Origin of the sequence: Streptomyces sp. NBC_00454 (genome assembly GCF_041434015.1) — a bacterium.
In the GTDB taxonomy this organism is placed as follows: Bacteria; Actinomycetota; Actinomycetes; order Streptomycetales; family Streptomycetaceae; genus Streptomyces.
The window spans coordinates 3,891,456-3,908,669 of sequence record NZ_CP107907.1; the positions used below are offsets into that span (position 1 = coordinate 3,891,456).

The window sequence follows — 17,214 nt, forward strand, 5'->3', positions numbered from 1 at the left end:
CGCTGCGCTCGTCCCCCGTCGTCAGCAGCCCGTCAGTTCTGGTGTGCCTCGTAGTGGGCGACCGCGTCGGACGTGCGACCCGCTCCGTAGACCCGGAGGAACTCTGCCAGTTCCGGGTGGCTGGGGGCGAGGGTGTTCGCCGCGTCGATGATGTCGCCGGCCGCGGAGACCGAGCGCAGCAGCGACTGGATCTCCCGGACCACGCGCTTGACGGTGGGCGCGCCGGAGCCGCCTGCGGTCTGGCCGGTGCTGTTGCTGAGGACGGAGCCTCCCTGGGTCTTCTTGATCTCGTCCATCCGGTCGGTTGCCTCTGCCGCGCTGACGCTTCCGTCCGCCACCTGGCCGGCGAGATCCTGGAGAGCCTGGACCCGCTGGACCACGGCCGGGTTGCCGATCTTTGCCCGCTGCCCGCTCATCAGCTGGGACAGCATCGGCGCCGACAGCCCGAGGACGGCAGCGAGGCGGGCCTGGTTCAAGCCGAGGTCATCTATGAGCCGGCGGAAGAGCGCTCCGAGCGGCTCCCCGTACCAACTCCGCTGAAGTTCCCTGGCTCTGGCCGTAGCCTCTTGCTGTACTGCGTCCACTCTTACTACTCCCCTTCGCTGGTGCGAACCTCGCGAGCATCTTACGGAGAGTGGTCGCAGGGCGGGAGTCCCTATCATTTTGCGAGATGAGGGGGTACACCCGGTACTCTGTTCTGCGGAACGGTCACTCCCTCCCGGGGGAGTGCTGCGTCCATATCGAGGGGCCTTAGCTCAGTTGGTAGAGCGCTGCCTTTGCAAGGCAGATGTCAGGAGTTCGAATCTCCTAGGCTCCACGACCTCGAAGACCCCCTTGACCTGCTGGAATGCAGATCGAGGGGGTCTTTTTCATTGCTCGGGCCGAGGGGTCCGAGCGGCCTTCGGGCCGGGAATCCGTCGCCCGTCCCGTGTGCGGGCGGGGGCTCCGGGTCGCGCGGGGAGGCCCCCAGCGGGATTCGGGTCGCCCGGCGGGATCGGCGGTTCTCCGGTCCCGCCGATCCCGCCGATCCCGCTGATCCGCCAGCCCGCCAGCCCGCCAGCCCGCCGGCCCGACGACCCGCGCTCCCGCGAGGTTTCGTCCCCGGCGGCGCCTCGCCGTCCCCGGTGGCCCGGCAGGCTCATGTCCCGTCGTCCAATCGGCCGACTGTTGTGGACACTTGAGCGGGGAGGGCCGCCAAGGCCTCGCCGATTGGCTCGATATGGCGATCGTTCGGCTAGGGCAAGGCTGAGGAGATTCGGATGACTGTGGACGCGAAGACCACCGAGAAGGCGCTGCGGCTGCGGGCGTTGGGCGAAGGGATGCTCGTGCTGCCCAATGCCTGGGACGCGGGCAGTGCGGCGGTGATCGAGGCCGCCGGGGCGTCGGCGATCGCAACGACCAGCGGCGGGGTGGCCTGGGGGATCGGGCGCGGGGACGGTCAGCACGCGGAGCGGGAGGAGATGCTGGCGGCGGCCGCCCGCATCGTCGCGGCCGTCGACCTGCCGGTCACCGTGGACGTCGAGGGCGGCTACGGGGACGTCGCGGCCACCGTGCGCGGGGTCGTCGCGGTGGGCGGGGTCGGCATCAACCTGGAGGACTCCAAGGCCGCGGGCGGCCCGCTCCACACCGTCGAGGAGCAGTGCGAGCGGATCCGTGCCGCCCGTGCGGCGGCGGCCGGGGCCGGGCTGCCGGAGCTGGTGGTCAACGCCCGTACCGACGTGTTCCTGTTCGGGATCGGCGAGGAGTCCGGCCGGCTGGGCGAGGTGCTCGCGCGCATCGGGGCGTACGCGGCCGCCGGCGCCGACGGGATCTTCGTACCGGGTCTGCTGGACCTGGATGCCCTGGGCGAGATCGCCCGGGGGCCGCTGCCGGTCAACGCCATGGCGGGGCCGGGTGCTCCCTCCATCGCCGAGCTGGCGAAGGCCGGGGTGCGCCGGGTCAGTGTGGGCACCGCCGTCGCGCAGGCGGCGTACGCGGCGGCCCACAACGCCACGCGGGAGCTGCTGGGCGAGGGCACGTACGGCTCGCTCGGCGGGCCGCTGGACTACGGGACGCTGAACGGGCTCTTCGTGAAGTAGTGCCGTCGAGGTGACCGATACGGCGATGGGCCGCCGCTCCGCGTGTGCGGAGCGGCGGCCCATCGTCATGTCTGCGCCCTCTTGGTCTTTCCTGCCGCGGATGTTTCACGTGAAACATCCGCCCGTTTCACGTGAAACATCGGCCCGGAGACGCGGTCCTCAGGAGCGCCGCGTGCTCCGCAGCAGGACCGTGGTCACCACGAGCGCCGTGACCAGGAGGCCTGCGCCGATCCCGAAGGCCAGGTGGTAGCCGGAGGTGAGGGCTTCGGCGCGGCTGTGGCCGGTGGAGAGCAGGGAGTCGGTGCGGGAGGCGGCCAGGGTGGACAGGACGGCCACGCCCAGGGCCATGCCGATCTGCTGGGTGGTGTTGAACAGGCCCGAGGCGAGCCCCGCGTCCTGCTCGTCGGCGCCGGACATCCCGAGCGCGGTCAGGGCGGGCAGTGCCAGACCGAACCCCGCGGCCAGCAGCATCACGGGCAGCAGGTCGGTGACGTAGTCGGCCTGGACCGGGAGCCGGGTCAGCAGGCCGAGGGCGGCCACCAGCAGGGCGAGGCCGGTCAGGAGCACGTTGCGCTCACCGAAGCGGGAGTTCAGCGGGGCAGAGGCGCCGAGCGAGATCGCACCGATGACCAGGGCTGCCGGAAGCATCGCGAGACCGGTCTCGGCGGCTCCGTAGCCGAGCACGTTCTGGAGGTAGAGGGCGACCAGGATCTGGAAGGAGAACAGCGCGGCCACCATCAGCATCTGGACCAGGTTGGCGCCGATCACGGTCCGGTTGCGGAAGATCCGCAGCGGTACCAGCGGGGTCCGGGCCTTGGCCTGGCGGAGCGTGAAGCCGGCCAGCAGGGCCAGGGAGAGGGCGCCGAGGCCGAGGGTGTGCGCGGAGAGCCAGCCGTACTGCTCGACCTCGACCACGGTGTAGATGCCCAGCATCAGACCGGCGGTGACCAGGGCCGCGCCGAGTACGTCGGCCCCGGCCCGCAGGCCCGGTCCGGCCTGGACGCCGTCCTTGGGGAGGGCCGGCAGGGCCAGTGCCAGGGCGGCGAGCCCGATGGGCAGGTTGATGAAGAAGATCCAGTGCCAGTCGAGGGCGTCGGTCAGTACTCCGCCGAGCACCTGGCCCAGGGAGGCTCCGGCCGCGCCGGTGAAGGAGAAGACGGCGATGGCCTTGGCGCGCTCACGCGGCTCGGTGAACAGGGTGATCAGGATGCCGAGGCTGACGGCCGCGGCCATCGCGCTGCCCAGCCCCTGGAGGAAGCGGGCGGCGATCAGCACCTCGGGGGAGCCGGCGAATCCGGCGAGCAGGGAGGCTCCGGTGAAGACGCCGGTCCCGGCGAGGAACATCCGCTTGCGGCCGATCAGGTCGCCGAGCCGGCCCGCGAGGAGCAGCAGGCTGCCGAAGGCGATCAGGTAGGCGTTGACGACCCAGCTGAGACCGGCGGGGGTGAAGCCCAGGTCCTTCTGGATGGCGGGCATCGCGACGGTGACGATGCTGCCGTCGAGGACCGTCATCAGCACGCCGGTGGAGAGCACCGCGAGGGCGGTCCACCGGGACCGCAGCCCGCGCCGGGCGGCCGGGGCAGCCGGAGTGGCGGGCTTACCCGGGGCGGTCGGGGCGGCCGGGCCGGTGGGCGGCGTGGAGGGAACCGCCGGAGCGGAGGTGGGGGCGGGAGCGGAAGCGGCAGGCATCTGTCTCTCCAGTCGGTGGGCAGTGAGGGCGACTGATGTGACCGTAGCAGATAGTTTCGTTGCAGACTATTTTCTTCGGATCGAATTGCTAGGGTGGTGACATGACTGCCATGGCACCCACCCAGACCGAGCCGGATCTCTCCTTCCTTCTGGACCACACCAGCCATGTCCTGCGCACCCGGATGGCGGCTGCCCTCGCCGAGATCGGGCTCACCGCACGCATGCACTGCGTCCTCGTGCACGCGCTGACGGAGGAGCGGACCCAGATCCAGCTCGCCGAGATCGGCGACATGGACAAGACGACGATGGTCGTGACCGTGGACGCCCTGGAGCGGGCCGGTCTGGCCGAGCGGCGCCCGTCCGTCAAGGACCGCCGGGCCCGGGTCATCTTCGTGACCGAGAAGGGCGCGGCCGTCGCCGAGCAGAGCAGCCGCATCGTCGACCGGGTGCACGCCGATGCCCTCGCCTCCCTCGCGGACACCGAGCGCACGGCTCTGCTGCGCGGTCTGAAGCTGCTGGCCCAGGGCGATCTGGAGATCCCTTCGGACGGTCCGCGCCCGGCGCGGCGCGCCCGGCAGTAGCCGCCCCGTCCCCCGGATGGCCCAGTCACAGGGCCGTCCGGCGCCTTCTGGCAGAGAGTGGGGAAAGGCACTCAGCCCAGGGGGGCAACACCATGCCGGAGGCGTACACACATGGGACTCTTCGACTTCCTGAAGTCCGACAAGAAGAAGGAACACGCGGCCGAGAAGGCCGCTGAGCAGGTGCAACAGCAGGCCGCGGCCGCTCCGGCGGCGCCGTCCGCGATGCCGTCCGACGCGGGCATCAGGTACACGGACTCGGCGACGGCCACCAAGGAGGCCGCCGAGCGCATGGCGGCCGCGGCGCCGAAGCCCGCGCCCGCGCCTCCGGCGGCGCCGCCCGTCGCACCTCACGCGCCGCACACGCCCACCATGTCCTCGGCCGCGCACAAGGCGGTGCCCGCGGCGCCCGTGGCGCCCAAGCTGCAGCGCAAGTACACGGTCCGCTCCGGTGACTCGCTTTCGGCGATCGCCCGCCGCGAGCTCGGCAACGAGGGCCGCTGGCGCGAGCTCTACGCCATGAACAAGGGCGTCATCGGGTCCAACCCCGACATGATCCACCCGGGCATGGTCCTCACCCTTCCCCAGTAGCGGATCCAGCGGCGGGGCAAGGCGCACGCACAGGGGCCCGGATCCTGAAAAGGATCCGGGCCCCTGTGCGTGATCAGCTGCTGCGACCTGCCGCCGCGGTCGTCAGCGGTGCTTGCGCTTCGCGTCCTCCGCGTCGATGCGGGCCTCGATGGCCTCGGCCTCTGCCTGGACGCCCTCGTCGTCGAGGGCGGTGCTCCCGCCCTCCGCTTCGCGCTCCTTCGCCGTCAGTACGTCGTCGAAGCCGGCCGGGGCCTCCTCGTCGCGCGCCGACAGCTCGGTGGCCGCCGGCGGCTCGACGAGCCAGTCCGGGTTCGACTGCTGGTCCCACCACTTCCACGCGGCGAAAGCGCCGCCCGCCAGTACGCCGACCACCGCGACGCCCTTGAACAGCCGGCCGCAACGCGCCCGCCGCTCGTGGCGCCGTACGAGTCCCTGCACCTCCTTAGCCGACACCTGGCCGCGCAGCGCCGCCAGCGCCGCAGTGGACCGGGACGCGGCCTCCTCGGCCACCGGCTGGGCCGCCGCGAGGGCACTCTCCAGGCGCGGCTGCGTGTAATCCGCCGCGTGCCGGGCCGCCAGACGGGTCTGCTTCACGGCATTGACCGCGGCCCGGTCCACATGCGGCGGCACATGGGAGCGCGCCGACAGGATCCGGGGATGTACGTGGGAGTCGTACGTCGAGCGGGCCTGTTTGGCAGCCTCGCCCGCCGCATACGAAACCTTCGGCGCGAGCCGTTCATTCGCCTCGTGGGCGTAATGCACCGCGGTGTGCTTGGCGGATTCCGCGTACGGCGCCACCACTTCCGCTGCGTGCCGCACCGTATCCCTGGCACTTGTCGCTGCCAGGCGCACGCTTTCCTTGCGGGTCACGGGATCCTCCTCCTCGGTGGCGGACACAGTTCACCTTTCCACCCTTTGTCGGATCATGCCTCCCATATCGCCGACCGGCATGCGCGACAGGGCATATGGGTGGACGATTTCTGCCCGGCGTGGCCCTCCGTGCGAGGATCTGGAACCGACAGTGATGACTATGGAAGGCAGATCCGTGGCCGAGAAGCTCTACGCCACCCTGAAGACCAACCACGGCGACATCGAGATCGAGCTGCTGGAGAACTTCGCTCCGAAGACCGTGCGCAACTTCGTGGAGCTCGCCACGGGCGCCCGCGAATGGACGCGTCCCACGGACGGGCAGAAGACCACGGACCCGCTCTACGACGGCACCGTCTTCCACCGGATCATCAGCGGATTCATGATCCAGGGCGGCGACCCGCTCGGAAACGGCACCGGCGGCCCCGGCTACCAGTTCGCCGACGAGTTCCACCCCGACCTGGCCTTCACCAAGCCCTACCTGCTCGCCATGGCCAACGCCGGCCCGGGGACCAACGGCTCGCAGTTCTTCATCACCGTCGCCCCCACCGCCTGGCTGACGCGCAAGCACACCATCTTCGGCGAGGTCACCGACAAGGCCAGCCAGAAGGTCGTGGACGCGATCGCCGGCGGCGCGACCAACCCGCGCACGGAGCGGCCCTTGGACGACGTGATCATCCAGTCCGTGGTCATCGCGAGGCGCTGACCGCCGACCCCGCGGCTGCTGACCGCCGACCCCGCGCCCGCCGGGACCGGCCGCCGTCCGGGAACCTTTCGCCACCGCCCGTCCGTCCTCGATACGTACCGGACGGGCAGGGCGGATCAGCCGCCCCGCTCCGCCGCCCCGCCGCCGACCGAGGGGACCGATGGACACCGACCGTCTTCCGGGCTGCTACCGCCACCCGGACCGCGAGACCGGGATCCGCTGCACGCGCTGTGAGCGGCCGATCTGCCCCGAGTGCATGATCAACGCCTCGGTCGGCTTCCAGTGCCCCACATGCGTCCGTGAGGGCTCCGGTACGGGCCACGGGGCCGCCGCGAACGCCCCGCGCACCATCGCGGGCGGGGTGGTGGCCGCAGATCCCCACCTGGTCACCAAGATCCTGATCGGGATCAACGTCGCCTTCTTCCTCGGGGCCCACGTCTTCCCAGAGCTGGCAATCCAGCTGGAGCTCCTCGGCCGTTACCGGGAGCAGCTGGGCGGACCTCTCGAAGGTGTCTCCACGGGCGAGTACTACCGCCTCATGACCTCGGCGTTCCTGCACGTCCAGATGTGGCACATCTTCGGCAACATGCTCGGCCTGTGGTTCATCGGGGCCCCGCTGGAGCGGGCGCTGGGCCGGGCCCGCTACCTCACGGTGTACCTGCTGTCGGGCCTGGGCGGCAGCGCCCTCGTCTATCTGCTGACCCCGCCGAACACGGCCACTCTCGGGGCCTCCGGGGCCATCTTCGGCCTGCTCGGCGGCACCGTGGTGCTGGCCCGCCGGATGGGGTACGAGATGCGCCCGCTGATCACCATGGCGGTGTTCATGCTGGTGCTGACCTTCGTACCGGGGCTGAACGTGTCCTGGCAGGCCCATATCGGCGGCCTCGTCACCGGTGTCCTGGTCGCGCTGGGCCTGTTGTGGCCCGCCGCCGGTCGGGGAAAAGGTATGGGTGCCAGGAATCGCAATTTCGTCCAGTGGGGCACCTGTGTGGCGGTGTTCCTGCTGGCAGCGGCCGTGATCGCGGTCCGGACGGCCGAACTTTCCGCACTCACCTGATCACACCGGCGTCAACTCTCCACAGAGTTATCCACAGATCTTCTGTCTTTTCCTCAGGTGTGGATGACGCTGTGGATAACTCATGGGGAGAGCTTGCGGAGCCGGTAGTACCGCGTGACTATCGGGGGGCTACTTCCACTGCGTGGAGACGCCGAATCCCGCCGCAATGAAGCCGAAACCGACCACAATGTTCCAATTGCCCAGGGCTTCGATCGGCAGCTGGGTGTCGGACAGATAGAAGACGACGATCCACACCAGGCCGATGATGAAGAAGGCCAGCATGACCGGGGCGACCCAGTTGCGGTTCGTCAGCTTGATGGCCTGTGGCGTCCGCGTGGGCGGCGGGGTGTAGTCGTCCTTCTTGCGGATACGTGACTTCGGCACGAGGGGCTCTCCTGTCGATGGGCTGGGGACCTTGCCTGCCCCGGGCGTCCGTTAGCGTAGTGGACCTGTGGCGTTGAAGGAGAAGGGTACGTTGAGCAATTCCGACGACTCCTCCGCGGGTCCCCGTCGCCGTGCCAGACCGGTCCGGCTGCTGACGGCCGCCGTTTTCGCCCTGGCCGGCTTGATCTTCGTCACCAGCTTCAACACCTCCAAGGGTACGAACATCCGGACGGATGCTTCGCTCCTGAAGCTGTCGGACCTGATCCACGAGCGCAGCCAGAGCAATCTGGAGCTGGAGAAGAGCACCGCGACGGTGCGCGGCCAGGTCGACGCCCTCGCCGAGCGCGACGACGGCAGCACCAGGGCCGAGGACGCCAAGCTGTCCGCCCTGCGCGTCGCCTCGGGCACCGAGGACCTCACCGGCAAGGCCGTGACCGTCACCCTGAACGACGCACCGCCCAACGCCACGGCCCGCATCCCCAACGTCCCCGAGCCGCAGCCCAACGACCTGGTGATCCACCAGCAGGACCTCCAGGCCGTCGTGAACGCCCTCTGGCAGGGCGGCGCCCAGGGCATCCAGGTCATGGACCAGCGGCTCATCTCCACCAGCGCCGTGCGCTGCGTGGGCAACACCCTGATCCTCCAGGGCCGGGTCTACTCGCCCCCGTACAAGATGACGGCCGTCGGCGACCCGGCCGCGCTGAAGAAGGCCCTCGCGGCTTCCCCGGCGCTGCAGAACTACCAGCTCTACGTGAACGCGTACGGGCTGGGCTGGAAAGTGGAGGACCACAAGGCGCTGACACTGCCGGGTTACTCCGGCACAGTGGACCTCCACTATGCGAAGCCGCTGGAGTCCGCCACGCCGTGATGTCGTACTGCGCCTGCTGGTACGGACGTTCAGCGAGGTGTGCCTGACCGCGGGCTCGCTCATCGTGCTCTTCGTGGCCTACGTCCTGCTGTGGACCGGGGTCAAGGCCGACCAGGCCATGGACGGCGAGATGGCCCGGATGCGCGACCGCTGGGCGGCGGCTCCCGCGGCCGCACCCGCGCCCGCCCCGCAGCCCTCGGCATCCGCATCGACACCGGCACCGGCCCCGGAGCCCGCGCCCTACCCGCCCGACCAGCCCTTCGCCGAGATGTACGTCCCGCGCTTCGGACCGGACTGGAACAAGCCGGTCCTGGAGGGCACGGGCACGGACCTCCTGAAGAAGGGCCTGGGCCACTACGCGGGCACCGCCCGGCTCGGCGGCATGGGGAACTTCGCGGTGGCCGGCCACCGCCGCACCTACGGGGACCCCTTCAAGGACATCCCCGAGCTGCGCCCCGGGGACCCGGTCATCCTCAAGGACGCGACCGGCTGGTACACGTACACGGTCCGCGCCGAGCCGCTGCGCACGCTTCCGACGGAGGTCGGCGTGATCGACCCGGTGCCGGCCCGCTCGCCCTTCGGGGCCCCCGGCCGGTACCTGACCCTGACCACCTGCGACCCGGAATGGGGCCACAGCCACCGTCTGGTGGTCTGGGCCGAGCTGACCCAGACGCGGACCCTCGCGCAGGGCAGGCCGGAGGGTTTGCCGAGGTGACCCTCCGCTCCGGCCGGGTGGCTTTAGGCTGTGGACGTACCGCCCCCGCGGTGCGTTGAACGGGCGTGGACGAAAAGGACACAGACGGCATGTACGGCTGGATCTGGCGGCATCTGCCGGGTAACGCGTGGGTACGCGTGGTGATCTCACTCGTGCTGGTGCTCGCGGTGGTGTTCGTGCTGTTCCAGTACGTCTTCCCGTGGGCGGAGCCGCTGCTCCCGTTCAACGATGTGACGGTGGACGAGGGATCGGGAGCCACTCCGTGAGCGCGCGCATTCTGGTTGTCGACAATTACGACAGCTTTGTCTTCAACCTGGTCCAGTACCTCTACCAGCTCGGTGCCGAGTGCGAGGTCCTGCGCAACGACGAGGTCGAGCTCGCCCACGCCCAGGACGGCTTCGACGGCGTCCTGCTGTCCCCCGGACCGGGCACCCCGGAAGAGGCGGGCGTCTGCGTCGACATGGTCCGCCACTGCGCGGACACCGGCGTACCCGTCTTCGGCGTCTGCCTCGGCATGCAGTCGATGGCCGTGGCCTACGGAGGCGTCGTGGGCCGGGCTCCGGAACTGCTGCACGGCAAGACCTCGCCGGTCCTCCACGAGGGCCTCGGAGTCTTCGAGGGGCTGCCCTCGCCGTTCACCGCGACCCGCTACCACTCCCTGGCCGCCGAGCCGCAGACCCTCCCGGACGTGCTGGAGGTCACGGCGCGGACCGAGGACGGGATCATCATGGGCCTGCGCCACCGGGAGCACGACGTCGAGGGCGTGCAGTTCCACCCCGAGTCGGTGCTGACCGAGTGGGGCCACCGGATGCTCGCGAACTGGCTGGTGCGCTGCGGTGACGCGGGCGCGGTGGAGCGCTCGGTGGGGCTGGCCCCGGTGGTGGGCAAGGCCCTCGCGTGACCACGCTCGCGCCGTCCGCGCCCTCGGAGGGCCGGGCCGCGCGGCGCAGGGCCGCTCAGGAGGCCGCCAAGCGCACGCGCGCGGGGGGCCGGGGCCGCCGGCGCAGACGGCCCGCCTCGGGAGGCCCGGTGGTGGTGCTCAGCCGCCTGGCGGGGGAGCTGTTCATCACGACGGGCGTGGTGATGCTGCTCTTCGTCGGCTACCAGCTCTGGTACACGAACTTCCTGGCCGACCGGACGGCCAAGGACGCCGCCGGTTCGCTGACGCAGAACTGGGACCGCAGCCCGGCCGGGGACGCCGCTCCGCCGGTGACGGCGTTCGAGGCGGGTCAGGGCTTCGCGATCCTGTACATCCCCAAGCTGGACGTGAAGGTCCCGATCGCCGAGGGGACGAACAAGGCGAAGGTGCTCGACAAGGGGCTGGTCGGCCACTACGACGGCGGCGAGAAGTCGCTGAAGACGGGGATGCCGGCCGACCCCCAGGGGAACTTCGCGCTGGCGGGCCACCGCAATACGCACGGCGAGCCGTTCCGCTTCATCAACCGGCTGGTGCCGGGGGACAAGGTCGTGGTCGAGACGAGGGACGCGTACTACACCTACGAGATGACCTCGCAGCTGGCGCAGACCTCGCCGGCCAACGTTTCGGTGATCCAGCCGGTGCCCGTGGGATCGGGGTTCACCGCCCCGGGCCGGTACATCACGCTGACGACCTGCACACCGGAGTTCACCAGCACCTATCGGATGATCGTATGGGGCAGGATGACCGGTGAACGCCCCCGCAGCCAGGGCGCTCCGCCCGAGCTGACCAGCCCGTAGAGGAATCCGCAGTGTCACGTTCCGCACCGCCCCCGCGCCGCAGTGTCCTCGCGGGGTTCCTGAGCCTGCTGGGCGAGCTCCTGATCACGGTGGGCCTGGTGCTCGGCCTGTTCGTGGCGTACTCGCTGTGGTGGACGAACGTCCTCGCGGACCGGGACGCCTCCGCGCGCGGCGACGCGGTCCGCGAGCAGTGGAACAAGCCGGCGACGGCTCCCGCGAGCCCCGCCGCGCCGGGGGCGCTGGACACCCAGGGCGGCATCGGCTTCCTGCACGTGCCGGCGATGAAGAACGGCGAGGTACTGGTCAAGCAGGGCACCGGCTCGGACGTCCTGAACGACGGGGTCGCCGGGTACTACACGGAGCCGGTCAAATCGGCGCTGCCCTCGGACCCGGCGGGGAACTTCGCGCTGGCGGCGCACCGGGACGGGCACGGGGCCAAGTTCCACAACATCGACAAGCTGAAGAACGGCGACGCGGTCGTCTTCGAGACGCGCGACACCTGGTACGTCTACAAGGTCTTCGCCGATCTGACCCAGACGACGAAGTACAACGTGGACGCGATCAGCCCGGTCCCGAAGGAGTCGGGCAGGACCGCACCGGGCCGGTACATCACGCTGACCACCTGCACGCCCGTGTACACCTCGAAGTACCGGTACATCGTGTGGGGCGAGCTGGTGCGCACCGAGAAGGTCGACGACAAGCGCACCCCGCCGGCGGAGCTGCGCTAGCCGGGTCGCGCGTAGGGAAAAAGGGTCCGGCCCCTCTCCAGGGATTCGAAGGAGAGGGGCCGGACCCTTTTCGCTGGGTTCGCGCGGTCGATCAGCGTCCGCCGAGGCCTCCGAAGAAGCCGCCGCCGTTGCCGCCGTTGTTTCCGCCGCCACCGGCCACCGTGGTCACGTTGATCACCTGGCCCGGCGTGGCCGGGGAGCCGACCGCCGGGTCCGAGCTCAGGACCTTGGCCTTGTCGTCCGCCGGTCCGGTGACCGAGCCGAGGACCAGGCCCTTGGAGGCCAGCATCTGTTGGGCCTGCTGGAGGGTCTTGCCGAACAGGTTCGGGACCTGGATCTGCTGGACCGCCTTGGCGATGGTCACGTTGACCGTGGTGCCCACGTCGGCCTGGTCGCCCGCGGGATGGTCCTGCTGGAACACCGCTCCCGCCGGGGTGCCCGCGGGTGCGTCGGCCTCCGTGACGCTGCCGAGCTTCAGCTTGACCGCCTGGAGGGCCTTGGCCGCGTCGTTCTTGTTCTTGCCCGTCAGGTCCGGGACGGTCGCCTTGGAGATCTCCTTGGCCACCTGGAGCGAGACGGCCGAGCCCTTCTCGGCCTCGCCGCTCTTCGGATTCTGGTCCAGGACGGTGCCGGCGGGCCGGTCGGACTCGACGGTCTTCTTCTCGACCGTGAAGCCCTTCTCCGTGAGCGCCTTCTCCGCGTCGGCGATCGCCAGGTTCATGACGTTCGGAACGGCGACCTTGGGCGCGCCCGAGGAGATCTTCACCTTGACGACGGACTTCTTGTCGACCTTGGTGCCCTCGGCGCGGTCCTGCTCGCACACGTTGCCCTTGGGCTGTGCGTCGCAGGGCATCTCGCCGTCCTTCTGGACGGTGAGGCCCAGGTTCTCGCCGCTCTTCTGCGCCTGCTCGAAGGTCTGACCGATGAGCTTGGGCACTTCGGGCCGGTTGTCGGCGGTGCTGCTGAAGAGGGAGCGGCCGATGAGGATCGCGCCGACCAGTACGAGGATGCCGGCGGTCACCAGCAGGATCGTGGAGGCCTTGCTCTTCTTCTGCGGACGCCGGCCGTGACCGCCCTGGTCGTAGCCGCCGTGGCCCTGGTCCCCGTACCCGTACGGGCCGTCGCCCGCGGGCATCGGGGGGAGCATGGAGGTCTGGCCCGAGTCGGCGGTCCGCAGGGCGGTGGTGGGCTGGTCGTAGCCCTGGTGTCCGTAGCCGTGCCCCTGGTCGGGGTAGCCGTAGCCGGCCGCGCCCATGGAGGCGGTGGCGGCGACGGGCTGGCCGTCGAGGCAGGCCTCGATGTCGGCGCGCATCTCGTCGGCGGACTGATAGCGGTAGTCGGCGTCCTTGACCAGGGCCTTCAACACGATCGCGTCCATCTCGGGCGTGATCTCGGGGTCGAAGTTGGACGGGGGCTGCGGCTCTTCCCGTACGTGCTGGTAGGCGACCGCGACCGGGGAGTCGCCGATGAACGGCGGCCGGACGGCCAGCAGCTCGTACAGCAGGCAGCCGGCCGAGTAGAGGTCGGAGCGCGCGTCGACCTGCTCGCCCCTGGCCTGCTCCGGGGAGAGGTACTGGGCGGTGCCGATGACGGCGGCGGTCTGCGTCATGGTCATGCCGGAGTCGCCCATGGCACGGGCGATGCCGAAGTCCATGACCTTGACCTGGCCGGTGCGGGTGAGCATGACGTTGGCGGGCTTGATGTCACGGTGCACGATGCCGGCGCGGTGCGAGTACTCCAGGGCCTGGAGGATGCCGATGCACATCTCCAGCGTCCGCTCGGGCAGCAGCTTGCGGCCGGAGTGCAGGAGCTCGCGCAGGGTCGAGCCGTCGACGTACTCCATCACGATGTACGGGATGGAGATGTTGTCGACGTAGTCCTCGCCGGTGTCGTACACCGCGACGATCGCCGGGTGGTTGAGCGATGCGGCCGACTGGGCCTCGCGACGGAACCGGGCCTGGAAGGACGGGTCGCGGGCGAGGTCGGCGCGCAGGGTCTTGACGGCGACGGTACGGCCGAGCCGGGTGTCGTGGGCGAGGTAGACCTCGGCCATGCCACCACGGCCGAGCACGTGGCTCAGCTCGTACCGGCCGCCGAGGCGACGCGGCTCTTCCATAACGTTGCAGCCCTCTCCGTCAGTCCCGACCGCACCCGTGTGTGGTCCGGCGGTGTGCTGTTCGCGCAAAGGCTACCGGCCGATCGTCGGTGATCGGTTCGTGACCACAGGCTGATACCGGACCGGTACCGTACGCTCGGACCCGAACGAGTTCGGTGATCCGGATCACACCTGTATGCCCCTTGCGGCTCCCACGTGGTGTTCCGTCCCTTCCGTTACCCCTTGTTGCTCTTCAGGACGGCTTCCATGACGGCCTTCGCGACGGGGGCCGCGAGGCCGCTGCCGCTGATGTCCTCGCGGTCGGCGCTGCTGTCCTCGATGACGACGGCCACGGCGATCGGCGAGCTGCCGTCGGGGTTCTCGGCGTAGGAGATGAACCAGGCGTAGGGGCGCTTCTTGTTGCCCTCGCCGTGCTGGGCGGTACCGGTCTTGCCGCCGACGACGGTGCCCTTGATCCTGGCAGTGGTGCCGGTGCCGTTCTCGACGACGTTGACCATCATCTGCTGGATCTTCTGCGCGTTGGCGGCGGAGACCGGCCGGCTCATCTCCTGCGGCTCGTGCTTCTCGATGACGTCCAGGTTGGGCGATTCCAGCTGGTCGACCATGTACGGCTTCATCAGCTTGCCGTCGTTGGCGATCGCGGCGGTGACCATGGCCATCTGGAGCGGGGTGGCCGCGGTGTTGAACTGGCCGATCGAGCTCAGCGCGTTGCCGGGCTTGTCCATGGTCTTGTCGTAGACGCTGGCGAAGGCGCGGACCGGGGTGTCGATCTTGTCGTTGTTGAAGCCGAACTTCTCCGCGGTCTTCACCATGTTGTCCCGCCCCACCTTGGCGCCCATGTTGGCGAAGACGGAGTTGCAGGAGACGCGCAGGGCCTCGTTGAGGCTGGCCTTCTCGCACCCGTTGGCGTGGTTGACCATCGGGGTCTTGGTGTCCGGCAGCAGATAGGGCTCGGGGGTGTCGGTCGGCGCGTTGATGTCGCTGACGACGTTGTTCTCGAGCGCCGCGGCGGCGGTGACCACCTTGAAGGTGGAGCCGGGCGGATAGGTCTCGCGCAGGGCGCGGTTGACGAGGTTCTTGTCCTCGCTGTCCTTGAGCGCGACCCAGGCCTTCTCGTCGGCCTTGGAGTTGCCGGCGAAGGCGGAGGGGTCGTACGAGGGGGTGCTGACCAGGGCGAGGATCGCGCCGGTGCGCGGGTCGATCGCCGCGACGGCGCCCTTCTTCTCGCCGAGCTTCTCGAACGCGGCCTTCTGCGCGGCGGCGTTGAGCGTGGTGACGACGTTGCCGCCGGCCTTCTTCTCGCCGGTGAACATGCCGATGGTGCGGTCGAAGAAGAGCCGGTCGTCGTTGCCGGTCAGGATCTGGTCTTCGAGGGATTCCAGCTGCGTGGAGCCGAAGGCCTGCGAGGCGTAGCCGGTCACCGGGGACCACAGGGGGCCGTCGGCGTAGGTGCGCTTGTACTTGTAGTCGCTGCCGTCGGTCGTCGCGGAGCCGGTGATCGGGTTGCCCTGGACGATGATGTTGCCGCGTTCGGTGGCGTACTGGGCGATCTGGACCCGGCGGTTCTCCTTGCGGGTGCTCAGGTCGGCGGCCTCGACGTACTGGAGCCAGTTGGTCCGTACGAGCAGCGCCAGGATGAGCAGCCCGCAGAAGATCGAGATGCGGCGCAGGGGCTTGTTCATGACGGGCGGACCACCTGGGTCATCTCGGAGTCGGGGGACGGTGCCGGAGCCGGGGCAGGTCGGCGTGCGGTGTCGCTGATCCGGATGAGGATGGCGATGAGGATCCAGTTCGCGAGGACGGACGAGCCGCCGGACGCGAGGAACGGCATGGTCATGCCGGTGAGCGGGATGAGGCCCATGACCCCGCCGGCGACGACGAACACCTGGAGGGCGAAGGCGCCGGAGAGCCCGATGGCGAACAGCTTGCCGAAGGGGTCGCGGGCGGCGAGCGCGGTGCGCACGCCCCGCTCGATGATCAGGCCGTAGAGCAGGAGGAAGGCCATGACCCCGGCGAGCCCGAGCTCTTCGCCGACGGTGGAGAAGATGAAGTCGGAGTTGGCGGCGAATCCGATGAGGTCGGAGTTGCCCTGTCCCCAGCCGGTGCCGAGGACCCCGCCGGAGCCGAAGCTCATGATCGACTGGCCGACCTGCTCGCAGGCGCCCGACTTGGCGTAGCAGGCGAAGGGGTCGAGCCAGGCGGTGACGCGGACCTTGACGTGGCTGGCGGTGGCGCCGACCACGGCGGCCCCGCCCACGCTCATGAGCAGGCCGATCACGATCCAGCTGGTGCGCTCGGTGGCCACGTACAGCATGATCACGAACATGCCGAAGAAGAGCAGCGAGGTGCCGAGGTCGTTCTCGAAGACGAGGACGAGCAGGCTCATGCCCCAGATCATCAGGATCGGGCCGAGGTCACGGCCGCGCGGCAGGTAGAGGCCCATGAAGCGCCGGCTGGCCAGGGCCAGGGCGTCGCGCTTGACCATGAGGTAGCCGGCGAAGAAGACGGCGATCACGATCTTCGCGAACTCGCCGGGCTGGATGGAGAACCCGCCGACGCTGATCCAGATCTTGGCGCCGAACACGTCGGCGCCCAGGCCCGGGATGACCGGCAGGATCAGCAGGACGAGCGAGGCGGCCATCGAGATGTAGGTGAACCGCTGGAGCACGCGGTGGTCCTTGAGGACCACCAGCACGCCGGCGAACAGGGCGATCGCCAGCGCGGTGTACATCAGCTGCCGGGGCGCCGAGTCGGAGAACGCCCCGTAGATCCGCTTGGCCGTGTTCTGCAGTCGCGTCGACTGGTCGAGACGCCAGATCAGCACCAGGCCGAGCCCGTTGAGCAGCGTGGCGATCGGCAGCAGCAGCGGGTCGGCGTACTTGGCGTAGCGGCGTACGACGAGGTGGGCGATGCCCGCGAGGACGCCGAGGCCGAGCCCGTAGGTGAGCATGCCCGGAGGCAGCTTCCCGTGGATCGCCAGGCCCGCGTTGGCGTACGCGAAGATCGGGATGGCCACGGCGAAAGCGAGCAGCAGGAGCTCGGTGTTCCGCCGGCTCGGCAGCTCGATGGCGCCGATGGTGGCCGTGTTGGTGACAACGCTCATGGTGTGGCAGGCCCCCTG

17 protein-coding genes, 1 tRNA gene and 1 pseudogene are annotated in these 17,214 nt (G+C 69.8%); 12 read left to right on the forward strand and 7 right to left on the reverse strand.

Features of this window, described 5'->3' with window-relative positions:
- Positions 1-32: 32 nt before the first annotated feature.
- Complete coding sequence (locus tag OHU74_RS18065) at positions 33-584, reverse strand: DNA-binding protein (RefSeq protein ID WP_330297453.1); 552 nt, start codon at positions 582-584, stop codon at positions 33-35.
- A 160-nt stretch (positions 585-744) separates the two neighbouring features.
- Between OHU74_RS18065 and OHU74_RS18070 the strand changes: the two genes are divergently transcribed.
- A tRNA-Ala gene (locus OHU74_RS18070) sits at positions 745-817 on the forward strand.
- 442 nt (positions 818-1,259) lie between these two features.
- A complete protein-coding gene (locus tag OHU74_RS18075; protein WP_371616854.1) occupies positions 1,260-2,078 on the forward strand; it encodes an isocitrate lyase/phosphoenolpyruvate mutase family protein in 819 nt (272 codons plus the stop codon).
- Between the two features lie 159 nt (positions 2,079-2,237).
- Here OHU74_RS18075 and OHU74_RS18080 read toward each other — a convergent pair whose 3' ends face one another.
- On the reverse strand, positions 2,238-3,767 hold the full coding sequence (locus OHU74_RS18080) for an MFS transporter (protein WP_371616855.1): 1,530 nt from the start codon (positions 3,765-3,767) through the stop codon (positions 2,238-2,240).
- A gap of 101 nt (positions 3,768-3,868) precedes the next feature.
- On the opposite strand from OHU74_RS18080, the gene OHU74_RS18085 reads away from it, so the two are divergent.
- Positions 3,869-4,348 carry a MarR family winged helix-turn-helix transcriptional regulator gene (locus OHU74_RS18085; RefSeq protein ID WP_371616856.1) on the forward strand — a complete coding sequence of 160 codons (480 nt, stop codon included), beginning with the start codon at positions 3,869-3,871 and terminating at the stop codon, positions 4,346-4,348.
- Between the two features lie 111 nt (positions 4,349-4,459).
- Entirely contained in the window at positions 4,460-4,936 is a 477-nt protein-coding gene (locus tag OHU74_RS18090) for a LysM peptidoglycan-binding domain-containing protein (RefSeq protein WP_371616857.1), read from the forward strand.
- 102 nt (positions 4,937-5,038) lie between these two features.
- Here OHU74_RS18090 and OHU74_RS18095 read toward each other — a convergent pair whose 3' ends face one another.
- Positions 5,039-5,806: a DUF5324 family protein gene (locus tag OHU74_RS18095; protein ID WP_371616858.1), complete on the reverse strand. Its 768-nt coding sequence runs from the start codon at positions 5,804-5,806 to the stop codon at positions 5,039-5,041.
- 175 nt (positions 5,807-5,981) lie between these two features.
- On the opposite strand from OHU74_RS18095, the gene OHU74_RS18100 reads away from it, so the two are divergent.
- Both OHU74_RS18100 and OHU74_RS18105 read left to right on the forward strand, forming a co-directional pair.
- Positions 5,982-6,509: a peptidylprolyl isomerase gene (locus OHU74_RS18100; protein ID WP_371619725.1), complete on the forward strand. Its 528-nt coding sequence runs from the start codon at positions 5,982-5,984 to the stop codon at positions 6,507-6,509.
- Between the two features lie 160 nt (positions 6,510-6,669).
- On the forward strand, positions 6,670-7,566 hold the full coding sequence (locus OHU74_RS18105; protein ID WP_371616859.1) for a rhomboid family intramembrane serine protease: 897 nt from the start codon (positions 6,670-6,672) through the stop codon (positions 7,564-7,566).
- Between the two features lie 129 nt (positions 7,567-7,695).
- Here the strand turns inward: OHU74_RS18105 and crgA are convergent, their stop codons facing one another.
- Positions 7,696-7,950 carry a cell division protein CrgA gene (gene crgA / locus OHU74_RS18110; protein WP_330297459.1) on the reverse strand — a complete coding sequence of 85 codons (255 nt, stop codon included), beginning with the start codon at positions 7,948-7,950 and terminating at the stop codon, positions 7,696-7,698.
- 91 nt (positions 7,951-8,041) lie between these two features.
- On the opposite strand from crgA, the gene OHU74_RS18115 reads away from it, so the two are divergent.
- From OHU74_RS18115 to OHU74_RS18140, 6 genes and pseudogenes are all read left to right on the forward strand, one after another.
- Positions 8,042-8,818: a DUF881 domain-containing protein gene (locus tag OHU74_RS18115; protein WP_371616860.1), complete on the forward strand. Its 777-nt coding sequence runs from the start codon at positions 8,042-8,044 to the stop codon at positions 8,816-8,818.
- Positions 8,787-9,533, forward strand: coding sequence for a class E sortase (locus tag OHU74_RS18120; RefSeq protein WP_371616861.1), 747 nt, complete (start codon positions 8,787-8,789; stop codon positions 9,531-9,533). The genes OHU74_RS18115 and OHU74_RS18120 overlap by 32 nt, the downstream gene beginning before the upstream one ends.
- Before the next feature lie 65 nt (positions 9,534-9,598).
- The gene (locus tag OHU74_RS18125) at positions 9,599-9,799 is read left to right on the forward strand and encodes a hypothetical protein (protein WP_371619897.1); all 201 of its coding nucleotides are present in this window, start codon (positions 9,599-9,601) and stop codon (positions 9,797-9,799) included.
- Positions 9,796-10,434, forward strand: coding sequence for an aminodeoxychorismate/anthranilate synthase component II (locus OHU74_RS18130; RefSeq protein ID WP_371616862.1), 639 nt, complete (start codon positions 9,796-9,798; stop codon positions 10,432-10,434). Before OHU74_RS18125 ends, OHU74_RS18130 begins: the two co-directional genes overlap by 4 nt.
- Positions 10,435-10,565: 131 nt before the next feature.
- Positions 10,566-11,249, forward strand: a pseudogene (locus OHU74_RS18135) (class E sortase); the annotation flags it as partial.
- Between the two features lie 11 nt (positions 11,250-11,260).
- On the forward strand, positions 11,261-11,977 hold the full coding sequence (locus tag OHU74_RS18140) for a class E sortase (protein ID WP_371616863.1): 717 nt from the start codon (positions 11,261-11,263) through the stop codon (positions 11,975-11,977).
- Positions 11,978-12,068: 91 nt separating this feature from the next.
- On the opposite strand, the gene pknB is transcribed toward OHU74_RS18140, so the two are convergent.
- From pknB to OHU74_RS18155, 3 genes are all read right to left on the reverse strand, one after another.
- Positions 12,069-14,093, reverse strand: a complete 2,025-nt coding sequence (gene pknB, locus OHU74_RS18145) for a Stk1 family PASTA domain-containing Ser/Thr kinase (RefSeq protein WP_371616864.1) — start codon at positions 14,091-14,093, stop codon at positions 12,069-12,071.
- 215 nt (positions 14,094-14,308) lie between these two features.
- Positions 14,309-15,775 (reverse strand): peptidoglycan D,D-transpeptidase FtsI family protein, encoded by a 1,467-nt coding sequence (locus tag OHU74_RS18150; RefSeq protein ID WP_371616865.1) that lies wholly within the window; start codon positions 15,773-15,775, stop codon positions 14,309-14,311.
- Positions 15,772-17,196, reverse strand: a complete 1,425-nt coding sequence (locus OHU74_RS18155) for an FtsW/RodA/SpoVE family cell cycle protein (RefSeq protein ID WP_371616866.1) — start codon at positions 17,194-17,196, stop codon at positions 15,772-15,774. Before OHU74_RS18155 ends, OHU74_RS18150 begins: the two co-directional genes overlap by 4 nt.
- Between the last annotated feature and the right edge of the window lie 18 nt (positions 17,197-17,214).

Coding starts and splice junctions, on each gene's coding strand:
- OHU74_RS18105 (WP_371616859.1), top strand. CDS start 6,670: ATGGACACCGACCGTCTTCCGGGCTGCTACCGCCACCCGGACCGCGAG.
- OHU74_RS18085 (WP_371616856.1), top strand. CDS start 3,869: ATGACTGCCATGGCACCCACCCAGACCGAGCCGGATCTCTCCTTCCTT.
- OHU74_RS18080 (WP_371616855.1), bottom strand. CDS start 3,767: ATGCCTGCCGCTTCCGCTCCCGCCCCCACCTCCGCTCCGGCGGTTCCC.
- OHU74_RS18120 (WP_371616861.1), top strand. CDS start 8,787: ATGCGAAGCCGCTGGAGTCCGCCACGCCGTGATGTCGTACTGCGCCTG.
- OHU74_RS18090 (WP_371616857.1), top strand. CDS start 4,460: ATGGGACTCTTCGACTTCCTGAAGTCCGACAAGAAGAAGGAACACGCG.
- OHU74_RS18075 (WP_371616854.1), top strand. CDS start 1,260: ATGACTGTGGACGCGAAGACCACCGAGAAGGCGCTGCGGCTGCGGGCG.
- pknB (WP_371616864.1), bottom strand. CDS start 14,093: ATGGAAGAGCCGCGTCGCCTCGGCGGCCGGTACGAGCTGAGCCACGTG.
- OHU74_RS18150 (WP_371616865.1), bottom strand. CDS start 15,775: ATGAACAAGCCCCTGCGCCGCATCTCGATCTTCTGCGGGCTGCTCATC.
- OHU74_RS18155 (WP_371616866.1), bottom strand. CDS start 17,196: ATGAGCGTTGTCACCAACACGGCCACCATCGGCGCCATCGAGCTGCCG.